The following is a 25,258-nucleotide window of genomic DNA, read 5'->3' on the forward strand; positions in this document are numbered from 1 at the left end:
GTATTTTATTTGTGTGACAGTATTTCACTTACTTTCTTATTTATACCTTTTTCTCACATATATTTCCCTCCAAATAGGACTTTCGGTAATCATATTTTCCGTTTTCGTTGAAAGATTAATCCTTTCCATATAAATAGAATCAATAAATTCCTGCGTTTTATTTATATAAGAACTTAATCTTCTCACTAGCTTCTCAACCTGAATCGTCATCACGGACAATTTTTACGTTTCTACTGACGATTTGAAGAATAAGATTCCTAGAGTTTAAGGCTATGGAAACTTATATTGAGATACTGTAGCCACCCACCAAATATATGTAAGTAATCTTTTTAAAATGTAAGAGAATAGGCCTGTATCTGTCTCTTATACACATCTAGATGTGTATAAGAGACAGTTTTTGTAGTTGTGGACCCATTAGAGATTATTGTGTGACTATACTTTGCGAATATTGTTTGAACAAAAAAACAAAAAGCCTGCTAGAGAACAGATGGTTCGCTGTCTTCTAGCGGGCAATTGGCTTATTTAAAAGTTCTTCACTTTGTTTTTTGAATTTCTTTCTCGATACCAAAGCAACTAAAGTGATTAATTCCACACCAAGCAAAATCAGCAAGCTATTTTGTTTGGTTCCTGTTTGTGGTAATTTTTTCACTATTGGATCTATCCAATCTTTCATCTTCGTTACTTTGTTCTTTTTCATCTAAAATACTAAAGGGATCAAACCTTGATATTGCTATTTTTAGGGATGTAAAACTTTTTTCTTAAAGATATCTATTCCTAACTTAAGTTTCTTTAAGAGAAACTGTTTTTTTATTTCTTCGCTTTTATAAAGTTTTATTTAGTTTATCAGCCACGTCAGAAAGAAAGCCTTCAACAGTTTCAAAAAAATCTCCCTTGCAAGAATTGAGTGAGGATACGAAGAAGCAAATTAGATTAATCATTATTGTAGGTAGGCATTCATTGCCGATTTTTTATAAGGATATAAAAAATATCTCGTTACACTCTACTAATAGCTCCAAAGAATACTTCTTGTTTCACTTCTATTTTTGACGAAAAGTTAGAAACAAGTATTGAAAAATCCACTGAATTTGTCTAAATAAAAGAACCTATTACTGGCCTAATAGATTCTTTTTTTCAAATCACTTTGGAACTCACTGCAGTAGAAATGCTAGCCACTATTATTCCTATACTAAATAAAACGAACAAAATTACTCCTTGTATATCCATAAAATTTGCTCCTATAAGCAAAAGAAATAAACCAAATAAAAGGATATAAAATATTAGATAAATTAAAAACTTCTTGATATGACTCAAATTTTTCATTGGAACCACAACACCTATGAAGACTGGTAATTGCATCAATGAAAAGATGAATAAAATCGTGACTAGGCTTATGAATTCTCTATCATTCCAATAGGATCCAATCGAAACGAACAAAAGTCCCATAAAATAGCTGGCATACCAACATTTAAATCTCTGAGAAATCAACATATCTGTAAAGCTTCTTGTTTTGCATAATAACAGACAATTTCTTTATTTGCTACTTCTTTTTGTCCACTAATCCTTTTACTTTCATCAAAATTTATTCCTTGTAAAGCTGATTCAGCAAATTGAGCTTTTAGATTATTGTTTTCATTTATTACACTTATATGTTTCAAGTTTGTTGATTGTTTTAACACATAGGAATCAATAGCTAGAGTGATTAGTTCATCTTCTGATAAAGTTTTTTGTTCTTGCACCATGGCAATGGATGAACGTAAAGGAACAATCAAACTAGTAAGAGTAATTGTTGTAGTAAAGCTTTTTAATAATTTTTCTTTTGATTTCTGTAGCATAAGTCCTCCTTCTTTTTTATAGTATAGAGTATTTTATTTGTGTGACAGTATTTCACTTACTTTCTTATTTATACCTTTTTCTCACATATATTTCTGTCTCTTATACACATCTCATCTACTTCGATCGCTCCATAAAGGCCTATTCTTTGTTCATGGTTTTGATTCGCCTTAAACTTATACAATTGAAGCGTGATCTCATCTGATTTTTTTCCGCCATCTAAATAATAACCGGCATAATTATCTACGTCTTCTAAATCAAAAATCACCATCACTTTTTTGTTTCGCAAAGAAATTTCTTTGAACTCCTCTTTGTTGAATAGTACGATATTATTATCATTTATATTTTCTGTTTTAACAAAAGCTATATCCAGCTGCTTCGATGTAAATACAAAAAACAATGTGTAAAGCATGATCACTAGCAGAAAAGCCAAAATAAAAATCGTATTTTTCAATCGCCTTTTTTTAGATTTATCTGACTGTACTGCCTCTTCGATGACTTTTGTTTCTGAAAGCAAGTCATCTAATGATACATGTAAAATATTTGCTAATTCGATCAGAGTATGGATATCAGGGTAGTTTCTTCCGATCTCCCAATTAGAGATTGCTGAGCGACTCACATTTAATTCTTTTGCTAATGCTTCTTGTGTAATTCCTAATGCCGTTCTTCTTTCCTTTAATATTTTACCAAAATCCATTTTTTCACCTCCTTCTTTTATTTCATTAAACCATTTAATAGAATAACTTGGTAGTCAGTTTCACAAACAAAAAAATAGAACTAACGAAATTCTCGTCACAATTTGTGACATCCACGAAAATAAGCAATTTAACGTTGGAAAAAGGGGTATAAATAAAGTAAACTTTACAAGTAAACGTTTACTAAAAAATAACAAGAAGGTGTTCTCATGAAAAAATTATTTTTAAGTTGTCTTTCTCTATTATTTTTCTTCTCATTGCTTCCGTTTTCTAGTGTCTACGCCAATGAACAATCGATTGATTCTTTTCCTACTGATAATTATTTGCAAAATGTGACCCCTGCTAGTTCCAAAGGCGTCAATCGTCCAACTGATAATTGGAATGTCGCTACATTAGGAAAATGTTCGATGTCTGGTAATTACGGTAGCGGTGCTTATCTTTATTCTAATTATAATTTTTTAGGAAAAAAAACGTACAATTATTTCTTTCAAAATCAAGAATCAGGGACTTTAGAGGTTAACATGAGACATTCAGTTACTCATACCATCTTAAAATCACATCGTATTCCTACTGATGGAATGATTGCAAGTTCTCTAACAATGACAGATACTGGTTCAAGATTTTACTATGAATTTCATGGCACTTCAGACTTCAAGTTCACAGGATATGTTCAGTAAAGAATAAGCTGATTCATTAAAAATCTTGGCAAACAAATACTTTGACAGCGTTTACTTATTGAGGCATGATAAAGGAAATTGAAAGGAGATGTAACAAATGAACACTATGGTTTTTGTTAATTTTCCTGTTGCTGATATAAGTAAATCTGTTGAATTTTATAGTGCATTAGGTTTTAAAAAAAATGAAGAATTTTCAAATGAATCGGCGAGTTCTATGGTGTGGGACGATACTTTTTGGATCATGCTATTGTCTCATGAATTCTATAAAAAATTTTTAAAGGATAAAGAAATCGCGGATACCCATAAAACAAGTGGAGCCTTGATTTCCATGAGTCTAGCTAGTGCCGAAGAAGTGAAACGATTTGCTGAAACTGCAAAAGAAAACGGTGGCAGCTATCATGAAGTAGATCTAGGTATCCCTGAAGAAGAGATGTTTTCTCTCGAAGTACAAGATCTTGATGGAAACACACTAGAGCCTGTTTGGATGAAAATGTAATTTAAAAGAAAATAAAACCGAGGAAAAGTATCAGCTGTTAAAAGCTCATATTCTTCTTCGGTTTTATGATATTGGAATGCCTGAGTCGCTATTTAATTTTCAGAAATGACTAAATCGTCAAGTAGTCTGCAAAACAATTAAAAAGCTAGTGACAAATAGGATCGATGTTCAATCATGGAAAATCACTGATTTTCTTCTCAATAAGCTATCAGCTATAGTCGTTAACTTATCCATTTGATTTGGTCAAATGGATAGTAAACAAATCTTGCTTTTCCTAAGATAGCATCCCTTGGAATGGTACCAAATGAACGGCTATCTTTTGAGATACGCCGATTATCACCTAGGACAAAATAACTATCTGCTGGCAATTTTGAATCACCAGTTAATTCCTCTAATGTAAAATCTGTCGTATATGGCGCACTTTTATGATCTGAACGAATATTCCTTTTTAAATAGGGCTCCATGACCTGTTTTCCATCAACTGTTAATTGATCATTTTCATAACTGACTGCCTCTCCCGGTAACCCAATCACTCGCTTGATGTAAATAGTTCCATCTGTTAATTGAAAAACGACTACATCAAAACGCTTGATTGTAGAAAACTTCTCCATCACTACCATGTCACCTTGACTCAACACATTCTCCATGGAATTACCTTCAACTGGCACGGGAATAAGTAAAAATCCTCTTAAAATGAATGCAATAACAATTGAACAAATTAAAAATTTAATCATCAACCAGAAACGGTCAATATAACGTTGTTTTTTCATCAAGGCCCATCAATCCATCCCTCATAAAATCATCATCTTTATTTCCATTATAGAGAAAAATAAGAAAAAAAGCGAATAGAGAAGAACAAAGAATGAACACCATTTTTTCTTCCATAAATAAAATTAGACATCTACGTATTATTTACGAACTCTGGCGAAATGCTTGCTAATCGTCCAACAAACTATCTATCTTATCAAATCTATAAATGTGATTGCTGGTTTATCCACTTCATTGATTATTCTCTAAATACTGCTCCCAAGCATTGTCAAAAATATCCATAGAAGGCAGGTAATCGACATTCATTTCTAAATAATCTGAAATTTCTTCATAGCTAGTACTATGTTTAGGGAACTGAATATCTTTCCCTGCTTCTGTGGCAAAGGATGAAACAGAATCGGATCCTCCACGAAGTGTCATCAAATAGTGATAAAAACTACGGTACATCACTTCGCCTCCCAATTATCAGCAATAAAAACCGCTCTTCGTGCATGATTCCGATCGAAATTCTCAGGATTTTTTTTGTAATATTCTTGATGTTCCTCTTCTGCGAGATAAAACGTTTTGGCTGGCTCGATCGTTGTTACGATTGGTTGAGTAAATCGACCACTCTCTGCTAAGCGTCGTTTACTCTTTTCCGCTAACACACGTTGATTTTCTGTTGTATAGAAGATTACAGGGCGGTAGTTATCCCCTCGATCTTCAAATTGTCCAAATGCATCTGTAGGATCCGTTTGTTGCCAATAAAGTTCTAGTAACTCTTCATATGAGATTAGACTAGGATCATAGATGATCTCCACTGCTTCTGTATGTCCTGTTGTCTTTGTTTTAACTTGTTCATAGGTTGGATGAGCCACATGGCCTCCTGTATAGCCAGACATGATCGTGTGGATCCCTGGTAATGTATCAAAAGGCTGAATCATACACCAAAAACAGCCTCCAGCAAAAATTGCACGTTCCATAAATATTCCTCCTTGCAATGTTCATTAATACCGTTTAAGTGGTTCCCGAATCCTTCGTAGTTTTGTTCGTTGAATCAGTGGTAGAGGAATCTTGTGGTAAGTAGATACTAAAACGAATATCATCATTGACTAAATCAATTTTATTCGCTTTGATGTACATGCCATTTTGCATGCGGAATTGATCCAAACGTAACATGATCGTCAAGTCATCTGTATTGATCTCGATCCAATCTGGTAATTTGTAATTTCGTTTAATCATATTCATCACATCTTTGATAGGCAAACTCAATGTGCCAATCGATAAGCTTTTTGCTTTTAATTGGACATTTCCATTTTCCATCACATAAGGATCAAAATATAAATAAAAATCAATAGGAAATCCTAAAACTTCAAATGTCCCATTTAACATCGCTTCATTTTCTAAGTAGAACTTATATTTGATGTCTTGGTCTTTTTGTAAATCAGTTAAAAAGAAACTGATCATTTGATTGACTTTTTCTTTATTCGTATTGATGGTCAAAACCGGTTCCCCTTGTCTTTCAGTAATCGGCGGCACCTCTGGAAGATTTGGTTCTCGGTTGGCGAATATCCGACTACCTAAAAACACGGAAACACCTACCATAAGACCTAGAAGGATCAAAAAAGCATACTTCCAAAAATTTATTTTTTTTCGTGTATTATCCTTTGAGCTACGCTGCTCCATCTTTAATTCTCCTCCTTAATTAACCATTTTTCTTGGGTTTCGATCAGTTGATCACGAACTGCATTGGCCATCAGTTGATACCCGAGATTATTCGGGTGAAAATGGTCTTCTTCATATAAAACATTATTTTTTGTTCCACTAGAAGAACTACTAGTATTCGTTTGATCTGTACCAGCGGTTATCCCTACTTCTTGGTTCAGTCCTTGATATAATAAATCGTTGATTGGGATAAAGTAGCAGTTATCTTCTCTGTCGACAACTGTTTGTGTTCCTTCATTCCAATTATCAACGATGGTTTGCATATCGGTAATTTCTGGAAAGTTCAAATAAAAAGGATTATAAATACCTAAAATATAGATAGGTACATGCTGATTCAGAGAACGAATTTCTTCGATAAGTGAAGTTACATTTTTTTGATAATTTTTGATTGGTTTATCAAATGAACGAATACTGATTCCAAACAAATTATTTTGAATCACTTTCATCAAATCATTTCCACCCACTGTCAATGTTATAACATCAGCAGATGCAATATTTTTTTTGATTTCTTCATTTTTTTTCACTCGTTTTAAAATTTGATCGCTTCGTTCACCATTTACACCATAGTTTTCGATTTCAACAGCTGTCAAATCATATCTGTCTTTCAGATCATTGGCGACTAACGGCACAAAACCACCTTGTTTTGTCTGGTCTCCAACCCCTTCTGTCAAGGAGTCACCAATCGCCACATAATGTAACTTTTCTTTTTGATTTGTCTCTTTTTGGGTAGATACCGTTGGTTTTAATAATGGTTCTGCTTTAGGGATCATGAAAGTTAGCCCTCCATAAACCAAAATCGCTATTACTAATGGGAACAAAACGAGATACCACTGTCGCTTTGCTAATTTCATTGTTTCACCTCGTGTCATTGATTGTTTCTTATCTTAACAAAATTTTGTTCAAAAAAATAGCCTTTTCTAAAAAAAGAAAGAGACTAAAAATTGTACTATTTATCTTTTTATTTCACTGGATATAAAAAATCCATCTTCAAAAAAGTTCTTTAGCCTTAAGGGAATAACAAATAAATTCATCTCATTTATCCATATTCACCTTAAGACACATGAACTCACTTCTTCCAACATGTAAATCAATCAACGTAATACATGATTGCAAATGCATTTTCCCCAGTATGTGTCGCAATAACAGGATTCGTGTGTAAGACGGGGATCGTCATATCTGGAAATATTTCTTGTAACCCATCTTTGAATTCTTGCGCTAATTCATGGGCAGCTGCATGAGATATGCCTATTTGGCGTACGTTTGGTAATTCTTTTAATTCTTTTTTCAAACTGTCAAACCATTTATCAAAAGTTTTTTTGCCTCGACCTTTTGTTACAGGAATCAATTCCGAATTCGTGAAATTCATCACAACCCGGATATTGAGCATACTGGACAATAACCCTGTTGCACGGCTAATACGCCCACCTTTGACTAAATTATCCAATGTGGAGATTCCAATATATAGTTTAGTATTATCTTGCACTTTTTGGATCTCTTCAAGAATTTCTTCAACAGTTTTCCCTTCTTTCGCAAGTTCTGCCGCACGGATTACTTGGAAAGATAACCCTTGATCAGTGGTATCACTGTCAATGACCGTCACTTTTGTTTTGGTTAAGTTACTCGCTTGTCTTGCTGCTTCAACCGTTCCACTCAATCCTTTAGTCATATGGATTGAAATGACTTCACTTCCGTCTTCACCTAATTCATCATAAGTTGAAATAAATTCACCTATTGGCGGTTGACTAGTTTTTGGCAAAGTCTTTGATTTCGCCATCATGTCCATGAATCTTTCACCATCTAATTGGTCATTGTCGCTATAAACAACTCCATCAATCATGATTGATAACGGCATGACACGAATACCCAATTGGTCTCGTACCGTTTTTTCCATCGTACAAGAAGAATCTGTTACAATTTTTACATTTGTCATTATTTCACACTCTTTCTTTCACAAGATGCCTCTCTTATTTTAGGCAGGTTCCATTTTAGTATACCAAATATTAGTCGTTTTATCATTAAATACAATTACAAAGTATTTATATCAAACAGTCAGGAAAAATGGACTCTCCTTCAGCTAGATCTAGTACAATTTTGGCCTAGTATCAATTGTATTAAAAGGATTACTGATGAAAATATCCAATAAAAAAGAAAAAGAAAGACAAAATCAACTAGAGAAACAAACTAAAAAACGTTAGAAACGAAGAATTCTTTCTTACAATTCTCAACACAAATAAATACTCAAGTTTCTTAGCTACCATCAACTAAGTCATACAAGCCAACATACCTAAATTTTGCGAGAATTAGAGTCTAAGATCGTGGTAAAAACGTTTCTCTTAGAAACGTATATGTGAAATTGTCTTTGTTGTTCTTGATACTAAAAAAATCCTAAAAATTATAGAATAGTATTTTCTGGCTTTTTCCGCTTTATTCTACTATTTCTGAAACAATTTTAACCCACATTCTAGAGTAATTTCCTTAAAAAATAAATCGAAGTATCTCGAAAATAGGATAAGCTATTTTCAGATTCCTCGACTTATTCTTCAGAGCTAGTTGCTTAATCAAAACTTTTCACCTGTTTAACTTCCAATGAAAGTTTGAGAAAACAATATTTTTATTATACTACCATACTTTGAGTACTTTTATATGCCAGTTCATCAATCCTCAGTTTGTTCTTCTTTACGTTGATACGTCTCAAATTGATGTGGATACCTATTTTTTTCATCGACTTCTCCAGGACTAATATTGATTAACGACCATTCGTTCCAATCAATAGGAGGAAAATAAGTATCCCCTTCAAAGCTATGATGAATGACTGTTCGATAAAGAACTGTACAGTAGGGTAAAAATTCTTCATAGATGGTTGAACCACCTGCAATAAATAGAATACCTTCTGCTTCTTTTTCATAAGCCAAAACTTCATCTACATGATGCATCACTTGTATGCCTTCTGCTGAAAAATTAGGGTCTCGTGTCAAAACAATCGTTTGACGATTTGGCAATGGTCTTCCTCCCATGCCCATAAAGGTTTTACGTCCCATTACAAGTATGTTAGATTCTGTCATCTGCTTAAAAAATTTCAAATCATTTGGTAGATGCCACGGAAGCTGATCCTCTTTCCCTATCAAGCCGTTTTCATCTTGTGCCCAGATTGCAGCGAACATCTTCTCATATCCTTTCTTATACAGCGATCGGTGCTTTGATTGTGGGATGTGGGTCATACCCTTCTACTAGAATATCTTCCATTTCAAAATCAAACACTGATTTTTTTTCTTTATTTAAAATTAATTTAGGGAAAGAACGAATCTCACGACTCAATTGTTCTTGCATTTGCTCAATATGGTTTGAATACAAATGAGCATCCCCTAACGTATGGATAAATTCACCAACTTCTAAGCCAGTTTCATGAGCAATCAAATGGGTCAATAATGCATAGCTAGCAATATTAAAAGGCACTCCTAAAAAGACATCCCCACTTCTTTGGTAAAGCTGACAACTTAATTTATTCTCGTGAACATAGAATTGGAACATCGTGTGACATGGTGGCAAAGCCATGCTTGGTACATCTTCAGGATTCCATGCAGAGACGATCAATCTTCTTGAATCAGGAGTCGATTTGATGGCTTCAATGACTTCTTTGATCTGGTCAATAAAACCACCTTGTTTTGTTTCCCAGTGACGCCATTGATAGCCATAAATATGACCAAGATCTCCATGTTTCAATGCAAATCCTTCATCATTTAAGATTTTTTCACAAAACCGTTTACTTTCTTCTTGATAAATTAGGTTGAATTCAGGATCAATCAAGCTACGATGCCCAAAATCCGTCATATCCGGTCCATGGTAATCTTCGCTTTTAACATATCGGTCAAATGCCCACTCATCCCAAATGTGATTATTATTTTGTAAAAGATAACGAATATTCGTATCTCCTTTTAAAAACCACAGCAATTCACTTTTGATCAATCCAAAAGGAACACGCTTCGTTGTTAATAGTGGAAATCCTTTTTGAAGATCAAATCGCATTTGATAACCAAATAAGCTTAATGTACCAGTACCAGTACGATCACCCTTCTCATGTCCTTCTGCTAGTAATTTTCTCCCCAGTTCAAGATATGCTTGCTCCATCTTTTCCCTCCTAATCTTCTGCCCACTCACTTAAGTATTCCCAACGCATCATTTTTGCTTCTAAAGTTGCTTCTGTTTCAGAAACTTCTTTTTGCAACTCTTGTAATCGGGTAAAATTATCTCCATGGTGGTTCATTTCCTCTTGTAGAACATCGATACGACTCTCTAGTTCAGCAATCTCATCTTCAATCGTCGCCCATTCTTTTTGTTCCATATAAGAGAGTTTTTTCTTTGTATTATTTTTTTTCGTCTCGATTTTTGGTTTGACTTTTTCCGTTTGGAGTTGTTGATTTTCTTTTTGTTTTACTAAGTAATTTGACATCGTACCATAGTAAAGTTCTTGTTTTCCATTCCCATGAAAAATCAATAGCTTATCAACGACCTTATCTAAAAAATAGCGATCATGAGAGACAGTGATGACTGCTCCTGGAAAGCTTCGGAAATAATCTTCTAAAATCGTTAACGTAGCAATATCCAAGTCATTGGTCGGCTCATCCAATAATAAAACATTAGGCTGTTGGATCAATAACTTCAATAAAAATAATCGGCGCTTTTCTCCACCTGATAGTTTCCGAATCAAAGTACCATGCATGAATCTCGGAAAAAGAAAACGTTCGAGTAACTCCGCTACACCAATTTGAGTTCCATCAGCTGTTTGTACCTCTTCAGCAGCTTCTTGTAAATATGCGATCATCCGTTTTTCTGGATTCATTTCTTCATTTTCTTGGGTATAATAAGCCAATCGAACGGTTTCTCCTATCGAAAATAAACCCTGTTCCAATGGGACTTTTCCAGCCAAAATATTCAACAATGTTGATTTACCTGCACCGTTTTCTCCAGTAATACCTAATCGCTCTCTTGACTGGATCAATAGATCTAAATGATCAATCAAACGCTTGCCATCTATCGAATAACAGCCATCCTTGATTTCTAATACTTTTTTCCCTAAACGCTGCGTGGCCATATTTAACTCGATTTCTGATTCCTGATTCACTTGATACAAGTTATCTTTTAAATCTTCAAATCGGTTGATACGTGCTTGTTGCTTTGTACCCCGACCTTGTACACCAGCTCTCATCCAAGAAAGCTCTTGTTTGTATAAACGTTTCCGTTTCTCTTCTTGCTCGACTTCTACACGGTCTCGCTCTGCTTTTTCCAAAAGGTAAGCTTCATAGTTCCCTTTATATTCGAATAATTTTCCAAAAGACAATTCAAAAATGCGGTTGGTTACACGATCTAAAAAATAGCGATCATGGGTCACCATCAACAGCGCCCCTCGATATTGTTTCAGATAGGATTCAAGCCATTCAATTGCAGCATAGTCTAAATGGTTGGTCGGTTCATCCAGTAAAAGCAAATCTGGTTCATCGATCAATACTTGAGCTAAACTCACACGTTTTTTCTGTCCCCCTGAAAGCTCGCCAATTTTTTTATCTAATTGATTGATCCCTAATTTTTGCAAAATGATTTTTGCATTCGTGTCTGTAGACCATGCATCTTCTTTATTCATTTGTTCTTCTGCTTGAGCATAGCGCTTTTGACTTGTTTCATCTCCACCATGTTCAGTTAGTTCGATCAATGCTTCTTCATATGCACGGACGGCTCTAATTAAAGGACTCTTTCCTTGGAAGACTGCTTGAAGTACGGTGTCTTCGTCTGAAAATTCATCCGTTTGCGAAAGGTAGCCGATACGATATTCATTGGGATAAAACACTGTTTGTTGATCACCATCACCACTGTCTATGCCTGCTATAATATTCAATAGGCTTGTTTTCCCAGTTCCGTTTGTTCCGATCAAACCGATTCGATCATGTTCATGGATCAAAAAAGAAATATGATCAAATAAAACTTTTTCGCCATACGTTTTTGTGAGGTCAGTTATTTTTAATTCTTTCAATGGTCGCCCTCCTTATCCTCGTTATTGTATCATAAATCAGTACCAGAAAAGTTAAATTTTTTCAGAATCTTTCGCACTACATAATACAGCGCTTGATCATAGACAGACTAAAGGAGCGTGGAACAAAAGTATTATTTACTTTTGTTTCACGCTCTGAATACGTATGAATAGCGGAAGTAGAAGCAATTTTTTCGAAAATGAGCCGAGATTCACGAAAATTGCTTTTCAGATTTTTGTGAGTCTCAGCTTATTTCTCGGAGTTAAACACTTGTTCCATCCTTTTTTATTTCAGTGGATACTTTTTTGATTTTGTTCGAAATGCAAATCGGAAAGAGAAATTATCTGTTGATTTATTCATCGTGTAAGATTCAAGTAGATTAATATTTCTTCGATAGCCATTCGCTGAAAAAGTCGTGATCTTCTCAGCCACTTCATATTCATCCACTACTTTTCTTTCCAAATAATACCCTCTAAGCATTTTTTTTGTGAACAACCGATCTTGCTGGATCATCCAAGTTGAGATCAAACTGCCAGACATCATTTTGATTCCTTGTGCTTTACGTTGTTCGATAAAAAAACCAATCATTGTTTCATCATACACATCTGTTAAATTTTCTAAACTTTCAATGATCAATTGCGTATTTTTTTGATAAGTAGCTCTTATTCCTTCAATATCATTATCAGAAAGCAATGTTTCTCGATCCATTTGGCGTCTTTGCCAAAACATTTTTGGATGAAGGATGATGCGCATCACACGTCTTACAACGATAAACCAAAATCCAATAAAGGAGAGGATTTGACTTGTGATCGAATGCTCAAAATTTGTTAAAAAATGAGAATAAAAACGATAACCATTTGAGGAAATTTTTCCAGAACGGTAACTTCCATCTAGTCCATCTCTTTCAATAGACAGCATAAGCGCTTGGATTTCTTGAACTTCTTGCTTTTCATCACCCGTAAGGTCAGATAAATACAACTCACTGAGTCTTTCCCGATAAGTTTCGATGACCGCTTCTATTGCTAAATAATCCTTTGAGTCTTTTTCTACATTTTGTTTTTCTAATTTTAATGTTTCAATGACCTCCTCTAAAATCATCAAAGCATTTAAATCTGTTTTTGAGACTTCTTCAGTTTCTGTCAACATTGGAAGTACTAAAATCCCTACAATCAAGGTTACCAGGATTACTCCTGCTGTTAAGAACAATAATAGTGACCGTTGATAAAATATCATATTATTGATTGAAAAGGGCAAGATGAAAATCGTTGCTAAACTGACCGTTCCTTTTACCCCACCAAATGTCAAAATCAACACTTCATTTAGCTGAGCTTTGAATTTTTTATGTCCTTCTTTAAACACATAAAACAGGCTAATCGACACGAAACGAATCACAAATAAAATGATGGAGATTAAGACGATCGTTAACAATAATAACCCATTAGGATAAATCCCATCTCCCCAAACTGGAGAGAAAACTTGGGTCAATTCGATTCCTAAAAATATAAATACTAGCGCATTTAAGGTAAATGCAATCGTTGTCCATGTACTATTTGACAAACTGGAGAGTTCAGCATCAAATACTGAAATTTTTCTAAATCCTGAAGCTTGTAACACCCCTGCAACTACCGCAGCGATAATCCCTGAAACATCGATGACTTCCGCCAATACATAAGCTAAAAACGGCAACAATAACTCAATCAATAAATATCCTGTCACATCACGAGCTGAAGCTTTTTCAATTAGATTAATGACTTTCCTTTTTAACCATACTAGTAAAAAACCGACAAGTGCCCCGCCAATGCTGGAAAAAATCAAACTAATCCCAGCATTGAGAGCAGAAAAAGATCCTGTGATCAATGCTGCTAAAGCAAACTGAAAGGCTGTTACGCCAGAGGCATCATTGAGTAATCCTTCTCCTTCCAAGATATGCATCGCTTTATTCGGGATATTCACTCGATTAGACAGCGATCCGACAGCAACGGCATCTGTTGGGCCTAATGCAGCACCAAACGCAAAACAAGCAGCTAAAGGGACACTTGGCAATAGAAATGACAAGGTCATACCAACACCAAATAGTGTTAATATGACACCTCCAAAAGCTAAAAATAAGATCGTATCAAAATTTTTTAGTATCGAAGCAATATCTGCTTTCTCACCTTCTCTAAAAAGAAGGGGGGCAATAATCATCACCAAGAACAACTCAGGTTCGAAATTAATGGATTGTCCCCATTTCGTTAATCCTAAAACAATCCCAAGAAAGATTTGAATCAATGGTGCTGGGATTATTGGCAAAATGCGGCTAGCTATATTGGATAGTGTAATTGTTACAGCAAAAACAATAACTAACTCTGCAAATTCCATGTTCCATCCCCTTTATTTTTTATTATGAGCAAGTGCTTTTAAATATTGTTCTTTCTTTTTTAAAATCTTGCTTTCTACAACTTCTGCTTGAGCAGATTTTCCGTCTAATTCACACTGGACTCTTCTCGATTCCAAGCGTAATAAATCATGTTTTAAACGTTCTAACTGACGGTACAAGAGAATGTTCCTTTTACGCAATTTACAAAGGATTTGGCGTCGATCTTCTACCGTGAACGTTCCATAGCGATCATATAACAATTTTTTTTGTGTTTCAAAACTCTCTCTCATTTTCAAGATCTCCTATATACAGACTTCACCAAATATAGCAAAATGCAAGGCGTTGACAATACATTGCATTAAGCCACTTTAAACGTGTATTCGTTTGATTGAATTTCAGAAGCCCATTCTATTCCAAATAACAAAGAATATCAAGAGTTATTTATTCATCGTGTAAATTTTAAATTTTTTAAATCCTAAAACGACTTCTTCACAATTTTTAATCAAGGATATTCAAAAGCTCATTCCTTAAAAAATAAGCCTAAGAATCTCGAAAATAGGAAAGCTATTTTCGGATTCCTTGGCTTACTGCGCTTGAAGTCATACTTTTATTACTGAACTTTCTCTCCTAGATGAAGAAAAGATAATCAACCTCACAAGCTCTCATCATCTTTTCGTTTATCCCTCGATACTCAGTTATTCAAAAAACTCGCCATATACATCTTCAACACGTTGTTCTGGGTTGATAACGATATATAAATTGCCTGTTTTTTCACTGATTTTAGTAGATTGATATTGATTGTCCAATCCTTCTGTTCCTTTATCTAGATAAGGGAAATAAACTAAATCAGGTTTCCCATTTCGATAAAGGATTTCCATTCGTTCAATATCTTCATATTTCAATGCTCGATTAAACATCCCCATCTCTAATCCACCTAAATTGATGTCATGGGTAGCCACAGAATCTCCTTCATGGAAAATTTCGATTTTGAAACCTGCACATGGATGGATCTCAATAAACTCGCTGCCATTGATACGACCAAAACTAGTAGTGATTTGTTTAATCCAAAGATCACCGATGTGACGACGATTAATTGTCCAAGTCTCACCGTTACGGAAATAAAATTTTAACGCTGTCATTTCATTACTCATTAAAAAATCTCCTTTGTAGGTCATTTATTCTGTTTCATAACTAGTTTAGCACAAATCTAAGCATGGAGGCACGTCTAATGATTGAAAACCAAATAAATAATAAAGCGTTAGCAAACGTCCTAAATGCTCTCCACATTCATGGTGATTCTCTTTGTACGTTACAGATACTCTGTTGAAAGATAAGCCAATAGCTGTTCTCGTTCATTAGCCACTTTCTCTTGGATCACAGCCTTTTCAGCTGATTCTAAAGCTTCACTGAGCCATTTCCCTGGAGTTTTCCCACTAGTCATTAATAAAACTTTACCGTCAATTGCCAGTTCCCTCATTGATTTGATTGGGAGTGATTCATATATTTCTTCTACGGTTTCCAATTGAGGAATTTCATGAAAATAAGCTATTAATTCCTCCACATCTTGAGCTTTCTCTTTTCCCAAGTAATAAATATCTAAAGGTTCCAGTGGATGTTCTAGTCGCAAAGAAAGACCATATACGAGTTTTTGGACATTTTTAATCATTTGATTGGAACATTTCCAAGCCTTCAAGAATGGTGCTACATCTTTCTCAGATAATCCCATTTGATTGATCAAAAGTGCCCAAGCTTGACTTTCGTTTGACAAAGGAATTGCTGGCAAATCAGAAAAACGCAAAAGTGCTTCTCCTGCTTCTCTCAATCCTGGACAATAAATATAACATTGCGTTTCTACAAAAGCTTTGAGCCCTGCCGAACGATAATTTCCTAAAAGCATTTTAGTAAATTCAACATTCATTCGTTCAACAGAAATTTTTTCAAGTAACGCATGGTTTTCTTGAATAGCTTTAGCTGTTTCTGCTTCAAGCTGAAAACCTAACTGACTCACAAATCGGATGCCTCGCATCATACGTAAGGCATCTTCATGGAAACGTTCATAAGGTTGTCCCACAGCTCTTAAAATCCGATTCTCCAAATCTGCGAGTCCATCGAACAAATCAATGATCTCACCATCTTCTTTTAGCGCAAAAGCGTTAATGGTAAAATCACGACGCTTCAAGTCCTCCGCTAGAGTGCGAACAAAAGAGACACTGTCCGGTCGACGATAATCTTGATAGGTGGATTCTGTACGGAACGTAGTGATCTCATATTGTTCTCCTTCATGCAAAACAAGGACCGTTCCATGTTCGATCCCAATATCAATCGTTTTTGGGAAAAGTTGCTTGATTTCTTGGGGAAAGGCACTCGTCGCAATATCTACATCGTGGATTTTTTGACCAAGTAATGTATCCCGCACACTTCCCCCTACAAAATAAGCATCAAAACCTGCACATTCTAATTTTTTTAAAACAGGGATCGCTTCTTGGTACTCGATTGGTAATTTAGTTAATTTCATCGTTTTCTCCTTCCTCATCTTGAGGCTTATCGTGACGTTCAAAACGATGATGATCTCTTTGATTAAATTTAGTCATATTTTTTTCAAACACTTCTGTCAAATCAATTTGTAGCGAATTGGCCATGATCATTGTCACAAATAGGATATCGCCTAATTCTTCAGCTACAGAATGGATAGGCTCCGAGTCCTTTTTCTTTTTTTCTCCATACGCATGGTTGACTTCTCTAGCCAATTCTCCCACTTCTTCGGTCATACGAGCCATTTGTGCAAGTGGTGAAAAATAGCCTACTTTAAATTGTTTGATATAATCATCTACTTCTTGTTGCATACTTTTTAATGAGCGTTCTTCGGTCATATCCTTTCCCTCCAAAACTGTCTATTCAATCAAACTTTACAGCAAAATCCAAAGAAGTGCAATTGCCAGTCATGAAAGCTCATATAGATGAAAAGAGTATTCCTTCACATCCACTACACAGTTTAACCAATCATTGAATCTTTGATCTTTAAACCGCTTTTCAAAAAAAGCTAAACTCATGTATGAGATAAAGTTAGAGAGAAATATCCCCTCTTTTTTCAATCTGCTTTCCTACTAAAATTCAGTTCCTATCATACCTTTATCTTCGTTAGAACGTAACTAATTAACTCTCTCATGAAAATAAGGACATGCTAAAAAAGCTAGAATATCTCGAAAATAGAAAGTACTATTTTCGGATACTCCAGCTTTTTATAAGGAAAAACCAATAGCTATCCTCTTTATTTTCATACTGCGAAAGAAGTAATATTTATGACTTTACGATTGTCTACTTTTCTCTAAAGAATCAAAATTCATTCGATTCACTTCATCTGACAACTCTAGAAAAGCATTTTTATCGCCCTTTTCCAAAGCTTGGTCAATTTGCTCATACAATTTTTTCAGCTTTGCCTCTTGTGCTTTTTCATAAAAATATTGTTCGATTAGCTCCGTATCTTCTTCACTGATCGTATCTTCCCATGAAGCAAGAGGGTTATCTTCCAAAATAGCTAAATATTCTCTCGTTTGCCAAGCATTTTCAAACAAGCATTCCACATAAAGAGGACTCTTCCAATTCATGCGGATCTCGTGGAAAATTTGATCCGTATCTGTAAATTCTTTGCCATCTAGAAATAATTTCATCGGCTCTCCACCATACGAAAGATCGGTGATTTGTAACCCACGCTTCGTTAAATTTGCCCTTTCAACAAAGCGGACATTATGCAAGATTGCTTCATGATTTGCAAGATAATTCAATATCCAAAAGACTTCTCTACGACTGAAAGATACATGATTAACCATCCAAGTTAAGAAATTTTTCTTTTCTCTGACATCGATTAACATTTTCATCACCTCTCTGTTAGATCATCTATAACTGACAAAGCCTCCATATCTCCTGGTTCATACGTTAAATATTGTTCAAGTAGTTCACGGGTTTTAGCCAATTGTCCTTCTTCACGTAGGAAGAAAGCATATTCTTTAAGAAAATCAGGTTCATGGTTTAATTCATGATAGGCTTGTTCATAATGAACAGCCGCCACATCAAAATCTTCTAGTTGATTGTAGGCATGAGCTAAATTCCATTCTGCATATGGATTGGCAGTTTCATCCATTTGATTAATCATTTGGATCACTTCTTCATAACGTTCTTGATCCAAGTAAAGATTACTCAACGTCAACAAGGTTTCATCTTGTTTTTCACCGACTGCTAAGGCATCTAAGAGTAATTGTTCTGCTTTTTCTACATCATGTAATCTAAAAGCATTTTCAGAGGCCAAATGATAAAGTTCTACCTGATAAGGATTTTCTTTAATCCCTTCTTGCAATACTCGTTGTGCTTCTTCAATCAACTCTTCTTCTTGTAGCACTTGACCTAAATAAAGATATAGTGATTGATAGTGAGGATTCACTTCTCTTAATTCTTGTAAATAATTGATTGCTTGTTCGTTTTCCTTTAACTGTAAATTGGTGAATGCTAGTTGGAACAAGCGATCATCTGTACGTTCTTCAGCCAGTGCTGTCTCTAATGGTTGAATCGCTGCTTCAAATTCCCCTTGCATACTTAATGATTGTCCTAAGCGTTCTTGAAGCGATATACCCGATATTTCATTGATTCCATTAGCAAGTAATCTTTCATAAATAACCGAGGATTCTTTGAAACGATCCACAGAAAAGTATAATTCAGCTAAAGCAAATTGGATCAATGGTTCCTCTGGCAAAAGTAAAGCCGCTTCTTTGAGCTTCGCTTCACTTACTTCTGGAATACCAATTACTTGATATAAATCTGCAATTGCCAGAAGTGCTTGCGGATAGTATTCACTCTCTTTAGTGATTTTTTCTAAATAATCAAAAGCTTCATCAATCTGATTATCTTCGATTGCAATCTCAGCTAAAGGAATCGCTAATTCTTCCCATTCAGGAAACTTTGTTAGCAATTGTTCAAAAATTTCTTTCGCTTCTTCTAAAAAACCAATTGCTAACAATTCATCGCCTAACTCAGTTAAAACATCAGCTGGGTCTTCTTTCAATGCCTTTGCTAAGAATTCTTTTGCTTGTGTTAAGTTTTCCTCTGCTAAAGCTTGTAACATCTTTTCGCTATTTGTATTCATTTAAACCCCTCTAATCTCATGAACGATCCTTTCAAAGGATGCCATTGTTTTCAATAGTTCTTTCTCGTCTGGCAACTGATATCCACCTATTATACCAATTTTTTTCAAAACGAGAATCTTTTTGCTCTTTTCTGCTAAATACAGTACATTTTCCAAGTAGCCCATTTTAGGGATTTCTTTTGGCCAGTCAATAGGATAACCAAGATATTGGAGCCAAATAAAGAAATTCTTTAATTGGAAGGATAATGGTGCAATCTCTGAATTCCATACTAGTTGCATCACCATGCCCAAAAATTTTTTCATACTTGAAGAAAGTAAATGACCGTTTTCAGTACGATAAAAAGCTTGCTCAAATAGTTTACCATAATTTGATAAATTGTCAGCCTGATCCTCATAAAAATAGATCATTTCTTCTACCATTCCTGCAAACGGGCGACTGAATAAATTCGATTGATTGGGGTAATTGACATAGAGATTTTGAAGAAATGGATAGTCGCAGATCAAACCGCAACAAATAAAAATCAAAAAATCAATTTGCTTTCCTTCGATTTGTTTGTCACTTATGGTTTGGTCATAAATGATCCGTTCCGGAAGATTATTTGTTTGAAGAATTACTTGATTCGGTAAGTTTAACAAAACTCGTTTGGCGGTCAACGCCCTGGCCATAGAACGTATGGAGACTGGGATAAGCCATAATTTGGATGGAAGGTAGGTGTGTTTTTGAAAAAAACCAGCAAGTTCCATCACACCTTCATTACCAAAACCAATGATTAAAAGGGGCTGATTTTCAGGATAGCGTTTCGCAAATGATAAAAGACTACTCAATTCAGATAAATGATTGCAGTGAGTATTCCCACAAACATACCAGTCAATATCTGACTTATTAGGAAATAGTTGATTCAATTTCTCTGCATATAAATCGTAGTATCGCTGATTTGCTAAAAATAAAACAGGCTGTTGAATCCTCAAGTCTTTCAACTGACTCACTAACGTTTCTCCATAAAAGATTTTAGCTGATTCTTCTTGGACCTTATAAGACAATTCCATATCTATCCCCCCCCCTCTATCTTTATTTTACCATTAGGATGTAAAATAAAAAAAAGAAAAGAAAAAAACACTTGTAGCTTGTCACTACAAGTGTTTTTTAGGGCTGTCTTATTTAACAGCGTCTTTTAATGCTTTACCTGGTTTGAATGCAGGTACTTTGCTAGCTGGGATTTCGATTTCTTCACCAGTTTGTGGATTACGTCCTTTACGAGCTGCACGTTCGCGAACTTCAAAGTTACCAAAACCGATTAATTGAACTTTTTCGCCGTTAGCTAAAGCATCTTGAATAGTTGAAAATACAGCATCTACTGCTGCAGTTGCATCTTTTTTAGTTAGATCAGTAGCTGAAGCAACTTTTTCGATTAATTCTGCTTTGTTTGCCATGGATAGATTCACCTCCTCCACAAGAGATATGATGTATAAACATCAATTTAGTTAAAAACATTCTGAGTGGTCCAGAAGTTTAAAGAAATATTGATCAAGTTCAATATTCTGTTATCACGATATCATATGAACCGCTTAATAGCAAGGTTTTTAGCAGGATTTAACCGCTTTTTTTAGTCATAAAAACGTAATGATAAAATCTACTTATTTCTTTTGAAAAAAATGGGTCAGTGTGGTACAATGCTTATTTTCTTCGACGAGGTATGATACGGATGGAAGTTCCTTCAAAAGTAAATGCTTTTCGGATTTGATTTTCTAAGAATCGTTCATAAGAAAAATGCATCAATTCTTCTTCATTCACAAAAACAACAAAAGTCGGAGGCTTCACTGCAACTTGTGTCGCATAGAAGATCTTCAATCGTTTCCCTTTATCTGTCGGTGTTGGATTGATGGCTACCGCATCCATGATGACATCATTTAAGACAGCGGAGGAAACACGAAGCGTTTGATTCATACTTACCTCTTCAATCATTTCAGGTAAACGATCTAACCGTTGTTTGGTCATAGCAGAAACAAATAATATTGGTGCATAATCTAGATAACGGAACTCTTCGCGTATTTCTTTTTCAAAATCTCTCATTGTATTCGTTTCTTTTTTTACGAGATCCCATTTGTTTACAACGATGATCACACCACGTCCTGCTTCATGAGCATAACCGGCAACGCGTTTGTCTTGTTCCCGAATACCTTCTTCCGCGTTCAAGACCATTAAAACAATATCTGAGCGATCAATCGCGCGCATCGCACGCATCACGCTATATTTTTCGGTGTTTTCATAAACTTTCCCACGTTTTCTCATTCCTGCTGTATCGATCATCAAGAATTTTTGTCCATCTTCAGAAACAAAATGCGTATCGATCGCATCACGAGTTGTTCCTTCAATATCAGAAACAATAACACGCTCTTCACCTAAAATGGCATTGATTAACGAAGACTTACCTACATTAGGTCGTCCAATCAAGCTAAATTTGATGGTGTCATCCTCTTCCTCTTCACCCTCTTCAGTAAAGAATTTTACAGCTTCATCTAAGATATCACCGATACCTAACCCATGACTTCCAGATACTGGATAAGGATCGCCAAGTCCTAATGAATAAAATTCATAGATATCATTTCTCATTTCAGGATTATCTACTTTGTTCACTGCTAAGATAACGGGCTTGTTACTGCGATATAAGATTCTCGCCACAACTTCATCTGCATCAGTGATACCCTCACGCCCACTTACAACACAGATAATCACATCTGCTTCATCAATGGCGATTTCCGCTTGATGCTTAATTTGTTCCATAAACGGTTCATCACCTAAATCAATTCCGCCGGTGTCAATAATACTGAACTCCCGACCCAACCATTCACCTTTAGCATAAATACGATCACGAGTTACTCCTGGAGTATCTTCGACAATCGAAATACGCTCACCAGCAATGCGGTTAAAAATCGTAGATTTACCAACGTTCGGGCGACCAACGATTGCAATTGTTGGATTTGCCATATTTTTTCCTCCTCACATGTTTCCAATCTCACTTAGTGTACCGAATACTTCATGAACTTTCAAGCCTTGATCCATGAACATGACAAGTATTTTTTTATCATTAAATAGTTGAGTTTCCCATACAAATCCGCTTCTTCTATTATCTACCCGTTTTCAAGGCAAAGAAAAAAGGGGATGAGACACAACTCACCCCCCTTACTTCTAAGAACGAATAAACAATGTTTCAGTAAAAAAAACTTGATACTTTGCCAAAAATCCCATAGATAAAGAAAACGGTTTTTCGATTTCTTTCAAAACGAGATAAACTTCTGTTCATACTCTTAGAAAGCGATATTCAAAAGCAGATTCCCTCTAATCATTGGAGATCAATTGCTTGTTCAGATTCTCAATTATTCAAAGAATTTTTAGCTTTCAGAATCTTCAGAAGTTGTTTCTTCCACTTCTTCTTTTAATGCTTCACCTAAGATATCACCCATTGTAAATCCAGTATTTTCTTCAGGTAATTCATAAGATTCTACTTCTTTTGGTTCTTCTTCAGAAGCTGGTTTTTCTTCTAACGCTTTGATACTCAAGGCGATACGGTGTTCCTCGGGATTGACTTCTAGCACTTTGACTTTTACATCATCCCCTTCATGAAGGACTTCATGTGGTGTGGCAATATGCTTGTGAGAGATTTGAGAAATATGGACAAGACCTTCCACACCATCAAAAACCTCAACAAACGCACCAAAACTAGTTAAACGTTTGATTTTACCTTCTAACACAGCACCAACTGGCGCTTTTGTTTCGATTTCTGTCCAAGGTCCAGGCAATGTATCTTTGATTGAAAGAGAAACTCGTTCTTGTTCAGGATTGATTGAAAGGACTTTCACTTTCACTTCATCACCAACAGATAGTACATCCCCAGGTTTTGCCACATGGCTGTGTGAAATTTCAGAGACATGAACTAACCCATCGATGCCACCTAAGTCAACAAAGGCACCAAAGTCTGTGATACGAGCTACACGTCCTTCAATCTCGTCCCCTTCTTGAATCGTAGATAATAATTCTTTTTTCTGAGCTTCCTTCTCTGTTTCAACGACTGCTTTATGAGAAAGGATCAATCGGTTTTCTGATGGTTCAATCTCAACGATTTTAAATGTCAATGTTTTTCCTTTATAGTCAGAAAAATCAGCAACAAAATGATCTTCTACCATTGAGGCTGGAACAAATCCACGGACACCGACATCCACAACAAGCCCACCTTTAACAACATTTGTTATAGGTGCTTCAATGACGTTACCTTCTTGGAAATCTTTTTCGATATCTTCCCAAACTTTTTTAGCATCTAAACGACGTTTGGACAACAAATAGCTTCCGTTTTCTTTATCTTTACCAATCGTGCTGATCACGACTAGATCCAATGTATCCCCAATTTTAACTACTTCATTGATATCTTCTACAGGTAAAGTAGATAATTCTTTTGCCGGAACAACACCTTCAACACCGGCACCTTCGATACCGACAATGACTTGCTTGTCTTCAATGACTAAGACTTCCCCTTTGACTACATCTCCAACGTTCACTTCTTGAACGCTGTTTATTGCCTCTTCCATTGATTGACTATTCTCTGCCTGATTTTGTTCAATTTCTGTCATAACACTTGTCCTCCTAACCAACATTCTGCCGTTAAAACGGTACTACTTCTAGTTTAATTGATAAGTTAAAAAAAATAAAGCGATTTCGTTCGCTTTATCTGAAAAAACGCTTTATTTTCAATGATTTTTTCTTAATTTAAAGAGAATAACCTTTTTCCCTGATGACTTCTTTGATTGCTTCCACCACTTCTGGAATCGAACGACCAGTAGTATCAATTCGAATCGCATCTGACGCTTGGCGCAATGGAGAAATTTTTCTTGTGGAATCATAGCGATCACGTTCTTGGATCTCTTTCGTCAATGTGACCAAATCAGTTGGAATATTTTTTTCTAAGTTTTCTTTATAGCGTCTTTCCGCACGCTCTGTCACACTAGCTACTAAAAATATTTTCACTTCTGCCTTTGGTAAGACCGATGTTCCGATGTCTCTACCATCCATTACAACTCCACCATTTTCACCAATTTTCCGTTGGATCGCTACAAGCGCTTCTCGGACTCTTGAATGAGCAGCAACCTCAGAAACGGCTTTCGTAACGTTGGGTTGTCGAATTTCTGAAGTGACATCTTTTTTTGCAACAAAAACATGTTGCCCATCCGCTTGTTGCATAAACGAAATAGGGTATTGATTGATTAAATCAACTAATCCCGCTTCATCAGCAAACGAAATCTGATGTTCAATTGCTAAATACGTAACAGCGCGATACATCGCTCCTGTATCGGTATATATATAATTTAATTCATTGGCAATGATTTTTGCAACTGTACTTTTCCCCGAAGATGCGGGCCCATCAATTGCGATACTAATTCGTGTCATTCACATAACTCTCCCTTTTCTCAAAAAAAGGGGCAGGGACATAAGTCATTCCCATACCCCAAAATCGAATAACTGATGTTGGATCAGCAAACCATAAAAATAAATCAAAGTATCCGAGCAAATGATACTTTTCATTTT

26 protein-coding genes are annotated in these 25,258 nt (G+C 35.4%); 2 read left to right on the forward strand and 24 right to left on the reverse strand.

Features of this window, described 5'->3' with window-relative positions:
• Positions 1 to 502: 502 nt before the first annotated feature.
• The 3 genes from A5844_RS01750 to A5844_RS01765 form a co-directional block, all read right to left on the reverse strand.
• Positions 503 to 649 (reverse strand): LPXTG cell wall anchor domain-containing protein, encoded by a 147-nt coding sequence (locus A5844_RS01750; RefSeq protein WP_179190514.1) that lies wholly within the window; start codon positions 647 to 649, stop codon positions 503 to 505.
• Between the two features lie 832 nt (positions 650 to 1,481).
• The gene (locus tag A5844_RS01760) at positions 1,482 to 1,832 is read right to left on the reverse strand and encodes a hypothetical protein (protein WP_086283371.1); all 351 of its coding nucleotides are present in this window, start codon (positions 1,830 to 1,832) and stop codon (positions 1,482 to 1,484) included.
• 68 nt (positions 1,833 to 1,900) lie between these two features.
• Positions 1,901 to 2,527, reverse strand: a complete 627-nt coding sequence (locus A5844_RS01765) for a helix-turn-helix domain-containing protein (RefSeq protein WP_086283373.1) — start codon at positions 2,525 to 2,527, stop codon at positions 1,901 to 1,903.
• Between the two features lie 207 nt (positions 2,528 to 2,734).
• Here A5844_RS01765 and A5844_RS01770 point away from each other — a divergent pair, with 207 nt between their 5' ends.
• Both A5844_RS01770 and A5844_RS01775 read left to right on the forward strand, forming a co-directional pair.
• A complete protein-coding gene (locus A5844_RS01770) occupies positions 2,735 to 3,202 on the forward strand; it encodes a hypothetical protein (RefSeq protein ID WP_086283375.1) in 468 nt (155 codons plus the stop codon).
• 97 nt (positions 3,203 to 3,299) lie between these two features.
• The gene (locus A5844_RS01775; protein ID WP_086283377.1) at positions 3,300 to 3,698 is read left to right on the forward strand and encodes a VOC family protein; all 399 of its coding nucleotides are present in this window, start codon (positions 3,300 to 3,302) and stop codon (positions 3,696 to 3,698) included.
• 221 nt (positions 3,699 to 3,919) lie between these two features.
• On the opposite strand, the gene lepB is transcribed toward A5844_RS01775, so the two are convergent.
• The 21 genes from lepB to cmk all read right to left on the reverse strand — a co-directional run bounded on the left by lepB (position 3,920) and on the right by cmk (position 25,120).
• The gene (gene lepB / locus A5844_RS01780; RefSeq protein WP_086283379.1) at positions 3,920 to 4,471 is read right to left on the reverse strand and encodes a signal peptidase I; all 552 of its coding nucleotides are present in this window, start codon (positions 4,469 to 4,471) and stop codon (positions 3,920 to 3,922) included.
• A 226-nt stretch (positions 4,472 to 4,697) separates the two neighbouring features.
• Positions 4,698 to 4,913 carry a YozE family protein gene (locus tag A5844_RS01785; RefSeq protein WP_086283381.1) on the reverse strand — a complete coding sequence of 72 codons (216 nt, stop codon included), beginning with the start codon at positions 4,911 to 4,913 and terminating at the stop codon, positions 4,698 to 4,700.
• Entirely contained in the window at positions 4,913 to 5,428 is a 516-nt protein-coding gene (msrA, locus tag A5844_RS01790; RefSeq protein WP_086283384.1) for a peptide-methionine (S)-S-oxide reductase MsrA, read from the reverse strand. The genes A5844_RS01785 and msrA overlap by 1 nt, the downstream gene beginning before the upstream one ends.
• Before the next feature lie 34 nt (positions 5,429 to 5,462).
• Entirely contained in the window at positions 5,463 to 6,131 is a 669-nt protein-coding gene (locus A5844_RS01795) for a YpmS family protein (RefSeq protein WP_086283386.1), read from the reverse strand.
• Positions 6,132 to 6,133: 2 nt separating this feature from the next.
• Positions 6,134 to 7,021 (reverse strand): SGNH/GDSL hydrolase family protein, encoded by an 888-nt coding sequence (locus A5844_RS01800; protein ID WP_086284061.1) that lies wholly within the window; start codon positions 7,019 to 7,021, stop codon positions 6,134 to 6,136.
• A 236-nt stretch (positions 7,022 to 7,257) separates the two neighbouring features.
• The gene (locus A5844_RS01805; RefSeq protein ID WP_086283388.1) at positions 7,258 to 8,100 is read right to left on the reverse strand and encodes a DegV family protein; all 843 of its coding nucleotides are present in this window, start codon (positions 8,098 to 8,100) and stop codon (positions 7,258 to 7,260) included.
• A 724-nt stretch (positions 8,101 to 8,824) separates the two neighbouring features.
• Complete coding sequence (locus A5844_RS01810) at positions 8,825 to 9,331, reverse strand: dihydrofolate reductase (RefSeq protein WP_086283390.1); 507 nt, start codon at positions 9,329 to 9,331, stop codon at positions 8,825 to 8,827.
• Positions 9,332 to 9,347: 16 nt separating this feature from the next.
• The gene (locus tag A5844_RS01815) at positions 9,348 to 10,295 is read right to left on the reverse strand and encodes a thymidylate synthase (RefSeq protein ID WP_086283392.1); all 948 of its coding nucleotides are present in this window, start codon (positions 10,293 to 10,295) and stop codon (positions 9,348 to 9,350) included.
• Positions 10,296 to 10,305: 10 nt separating this feature from the next.
• Positions 10,306 to 12,192: an ABC-F family ATP-binding cassette domain-containing protein gene (locus tag A5844_RS01820; protein WP_086283394.1), complete on the reverse strand. Its 1,887-nt coding sequence runs from the start codon at positions 12,190 to 12,192 to the stop codon at positions 10,306 to 10,308.
• Between the two features lie 283 nt (positions 12,193 to 12,475).
• Positions 12,476 to 14,551 carry a cation:proton antiporter gene (locus A5844_RS01825; protein WP_086283396.1) on the reverse strand — a complete coding sequence of 692 codons (2,076 nt, stop codon included), beginning with the start codon at positions 14,549 to 14,551 and terminating at the stop codon, positions 12,476 to 12,478.
• A 12-nt stretch (positions 14,552 to 14,563) separates the two neighbouring features.
• A complete protein-coding gene (locus A5844_RS01830; RefSeq protein ID WP_086283398.1) occupies positions 14,564 to 14,839 on the reverse strand; it encodes a hypothetical protein in 276 nt (91 codons plus the stop codon).
• Positions 14,840 to 15,244: 405 nt separating this feature from the next.
• Positions 15,245 to 15,700: a hypothetical protein gene (locus A5844_RS01835; RefSeq protein ID WP_086283400.1), complete on the reverse strand. Its 456-nt coding sequence runs from the start codon at positions 15,698 to 15,700 to the stop codon at positions 15,245 to 15,247.
• Positions 15,701 to 15,858: 158 nt separating this feature from the next.
• Entirely contained in the window at positions 15,859 to 17,064 is a 1,206-nt protein-coding gene (locus tag A5844_RS01840; RefSeq protein ID WP_086283402.1) for a CCA tRNA nucleotidyltransferase, read from the reverse strand.
• Positions 17,051 to 17,419, reverse strand: a complete 369-nt coding sequence (locus tag A5844_RS01845; protein ID WP_086283404.1) for a nucleotide pyrophosphohydrolase — start codon at positions 17,417 to 17,419, stop codon at positions 17,051 to 17,053. The genes A5844_RS01840 and A5844_RS01845 overlap by 14 nt, the downstream gene beginning before the upstream one ends.
• 435 nt (positions 17,420 to 17,854) lie before the next feature.
• On the reverse strand, positions 17,855 to 18,418 hold the full coding sequence (locus A5844_RS01850; protein ID WP_086284062.1) for a ReoY family proteolytic degradation factor: 564 nt from the start codon (positions 18,416 to 18,418) through the stop codon (positions 17,855 to 17,857).
• A gap of 5 nt (positions 18,419 to 18,423) precedes the next feature.
• Positions 18,424 to 19,683 (reverse strand): tetratricopeptide repeat protein, encoded by a 1,260-nt coding sequence (locus tag A5844_RS01855; protein ID WP_086283406.1) that lies wholly within the window; start codon positions 19,681 to 19,683, stop codon positions 18,424 to 18,426.
• Positions 19,684 to 20,730, reverse strand: a complete 1,047-nt coding sequence (locus tag A5844_RS01860; protein WP_086283408.1) for a hypothetical protein — start codon at positions 20,728 to 20,730, stop codon at positions 19,684 to 19,686.
• A 108-nt stretch (positions 20,731 to 20,838) separates the two neighbouring features.
• Positions 20,839 to 21,114 carry a non-specific DNA-binding protein Hbs gene (hbs, locus tag A5844_RS01865; RefSeq protein WP_002290178.1) on the reverse strand — a complete coding sequence of 92 codons (276 nt, stop codon included), beginning with the start codon at positions 21,112 to 21,114 and terminating at the stop codon, positions 20,839 to 20,841.
• A gap of 244 nt (positions 21,115 to 21,358) precedes the next feature.
• Positions 21,359 to 22,669, reverse strand: a complete 1,311-nt coding sequence (gene der / locus A5844_RS01870) for a ribosome biogenesis GTPase Der (RefSeq protein ID WP_086283410.1) — start codon at positions 22,667 to 22,669, stop codon at positions 21,359 to 21,361.
• A 404-nt stretch (positions 22,670 to 23,073) separates the two neighbouring features.
• Positions 23,074 to 24,306 carry a 30S ribosomal protein S1 gene (gene rpsA / locus A5844_RS01875; protein WP_086283412.1) on the reverse strand — a complete coding sequence of 411 codons (1,233 nt, stop codon included), beginning with the start codon at positions 24,304 to 24,306 and terminating at the stop codon, positions 23,074 to 23,076.
• 136 nt (positions 24,307 to 24,442) lie between these two features.
• Entirely contained in the window at positions 24,443 to 25,120 is a 678-nt protein-coding gene (gene cmk / locus A5844_RS01880; protein ID WP_086283414.1) for a (d)CMP kinase, read from the reverse strand.
• Positions 25,121 to 25,258: the final 138 nt, after the last annotated feature.

The sequence above is a fragment of the Candidatus Enterococcus wittei genome, from assembly GCF_002140175.1.
Lineage (GTDB): Bacteria > Bacillota > Bacilli > Lactobacillales > Enterococcaceae > Enterococcus_B > Enterococcus_B wittei.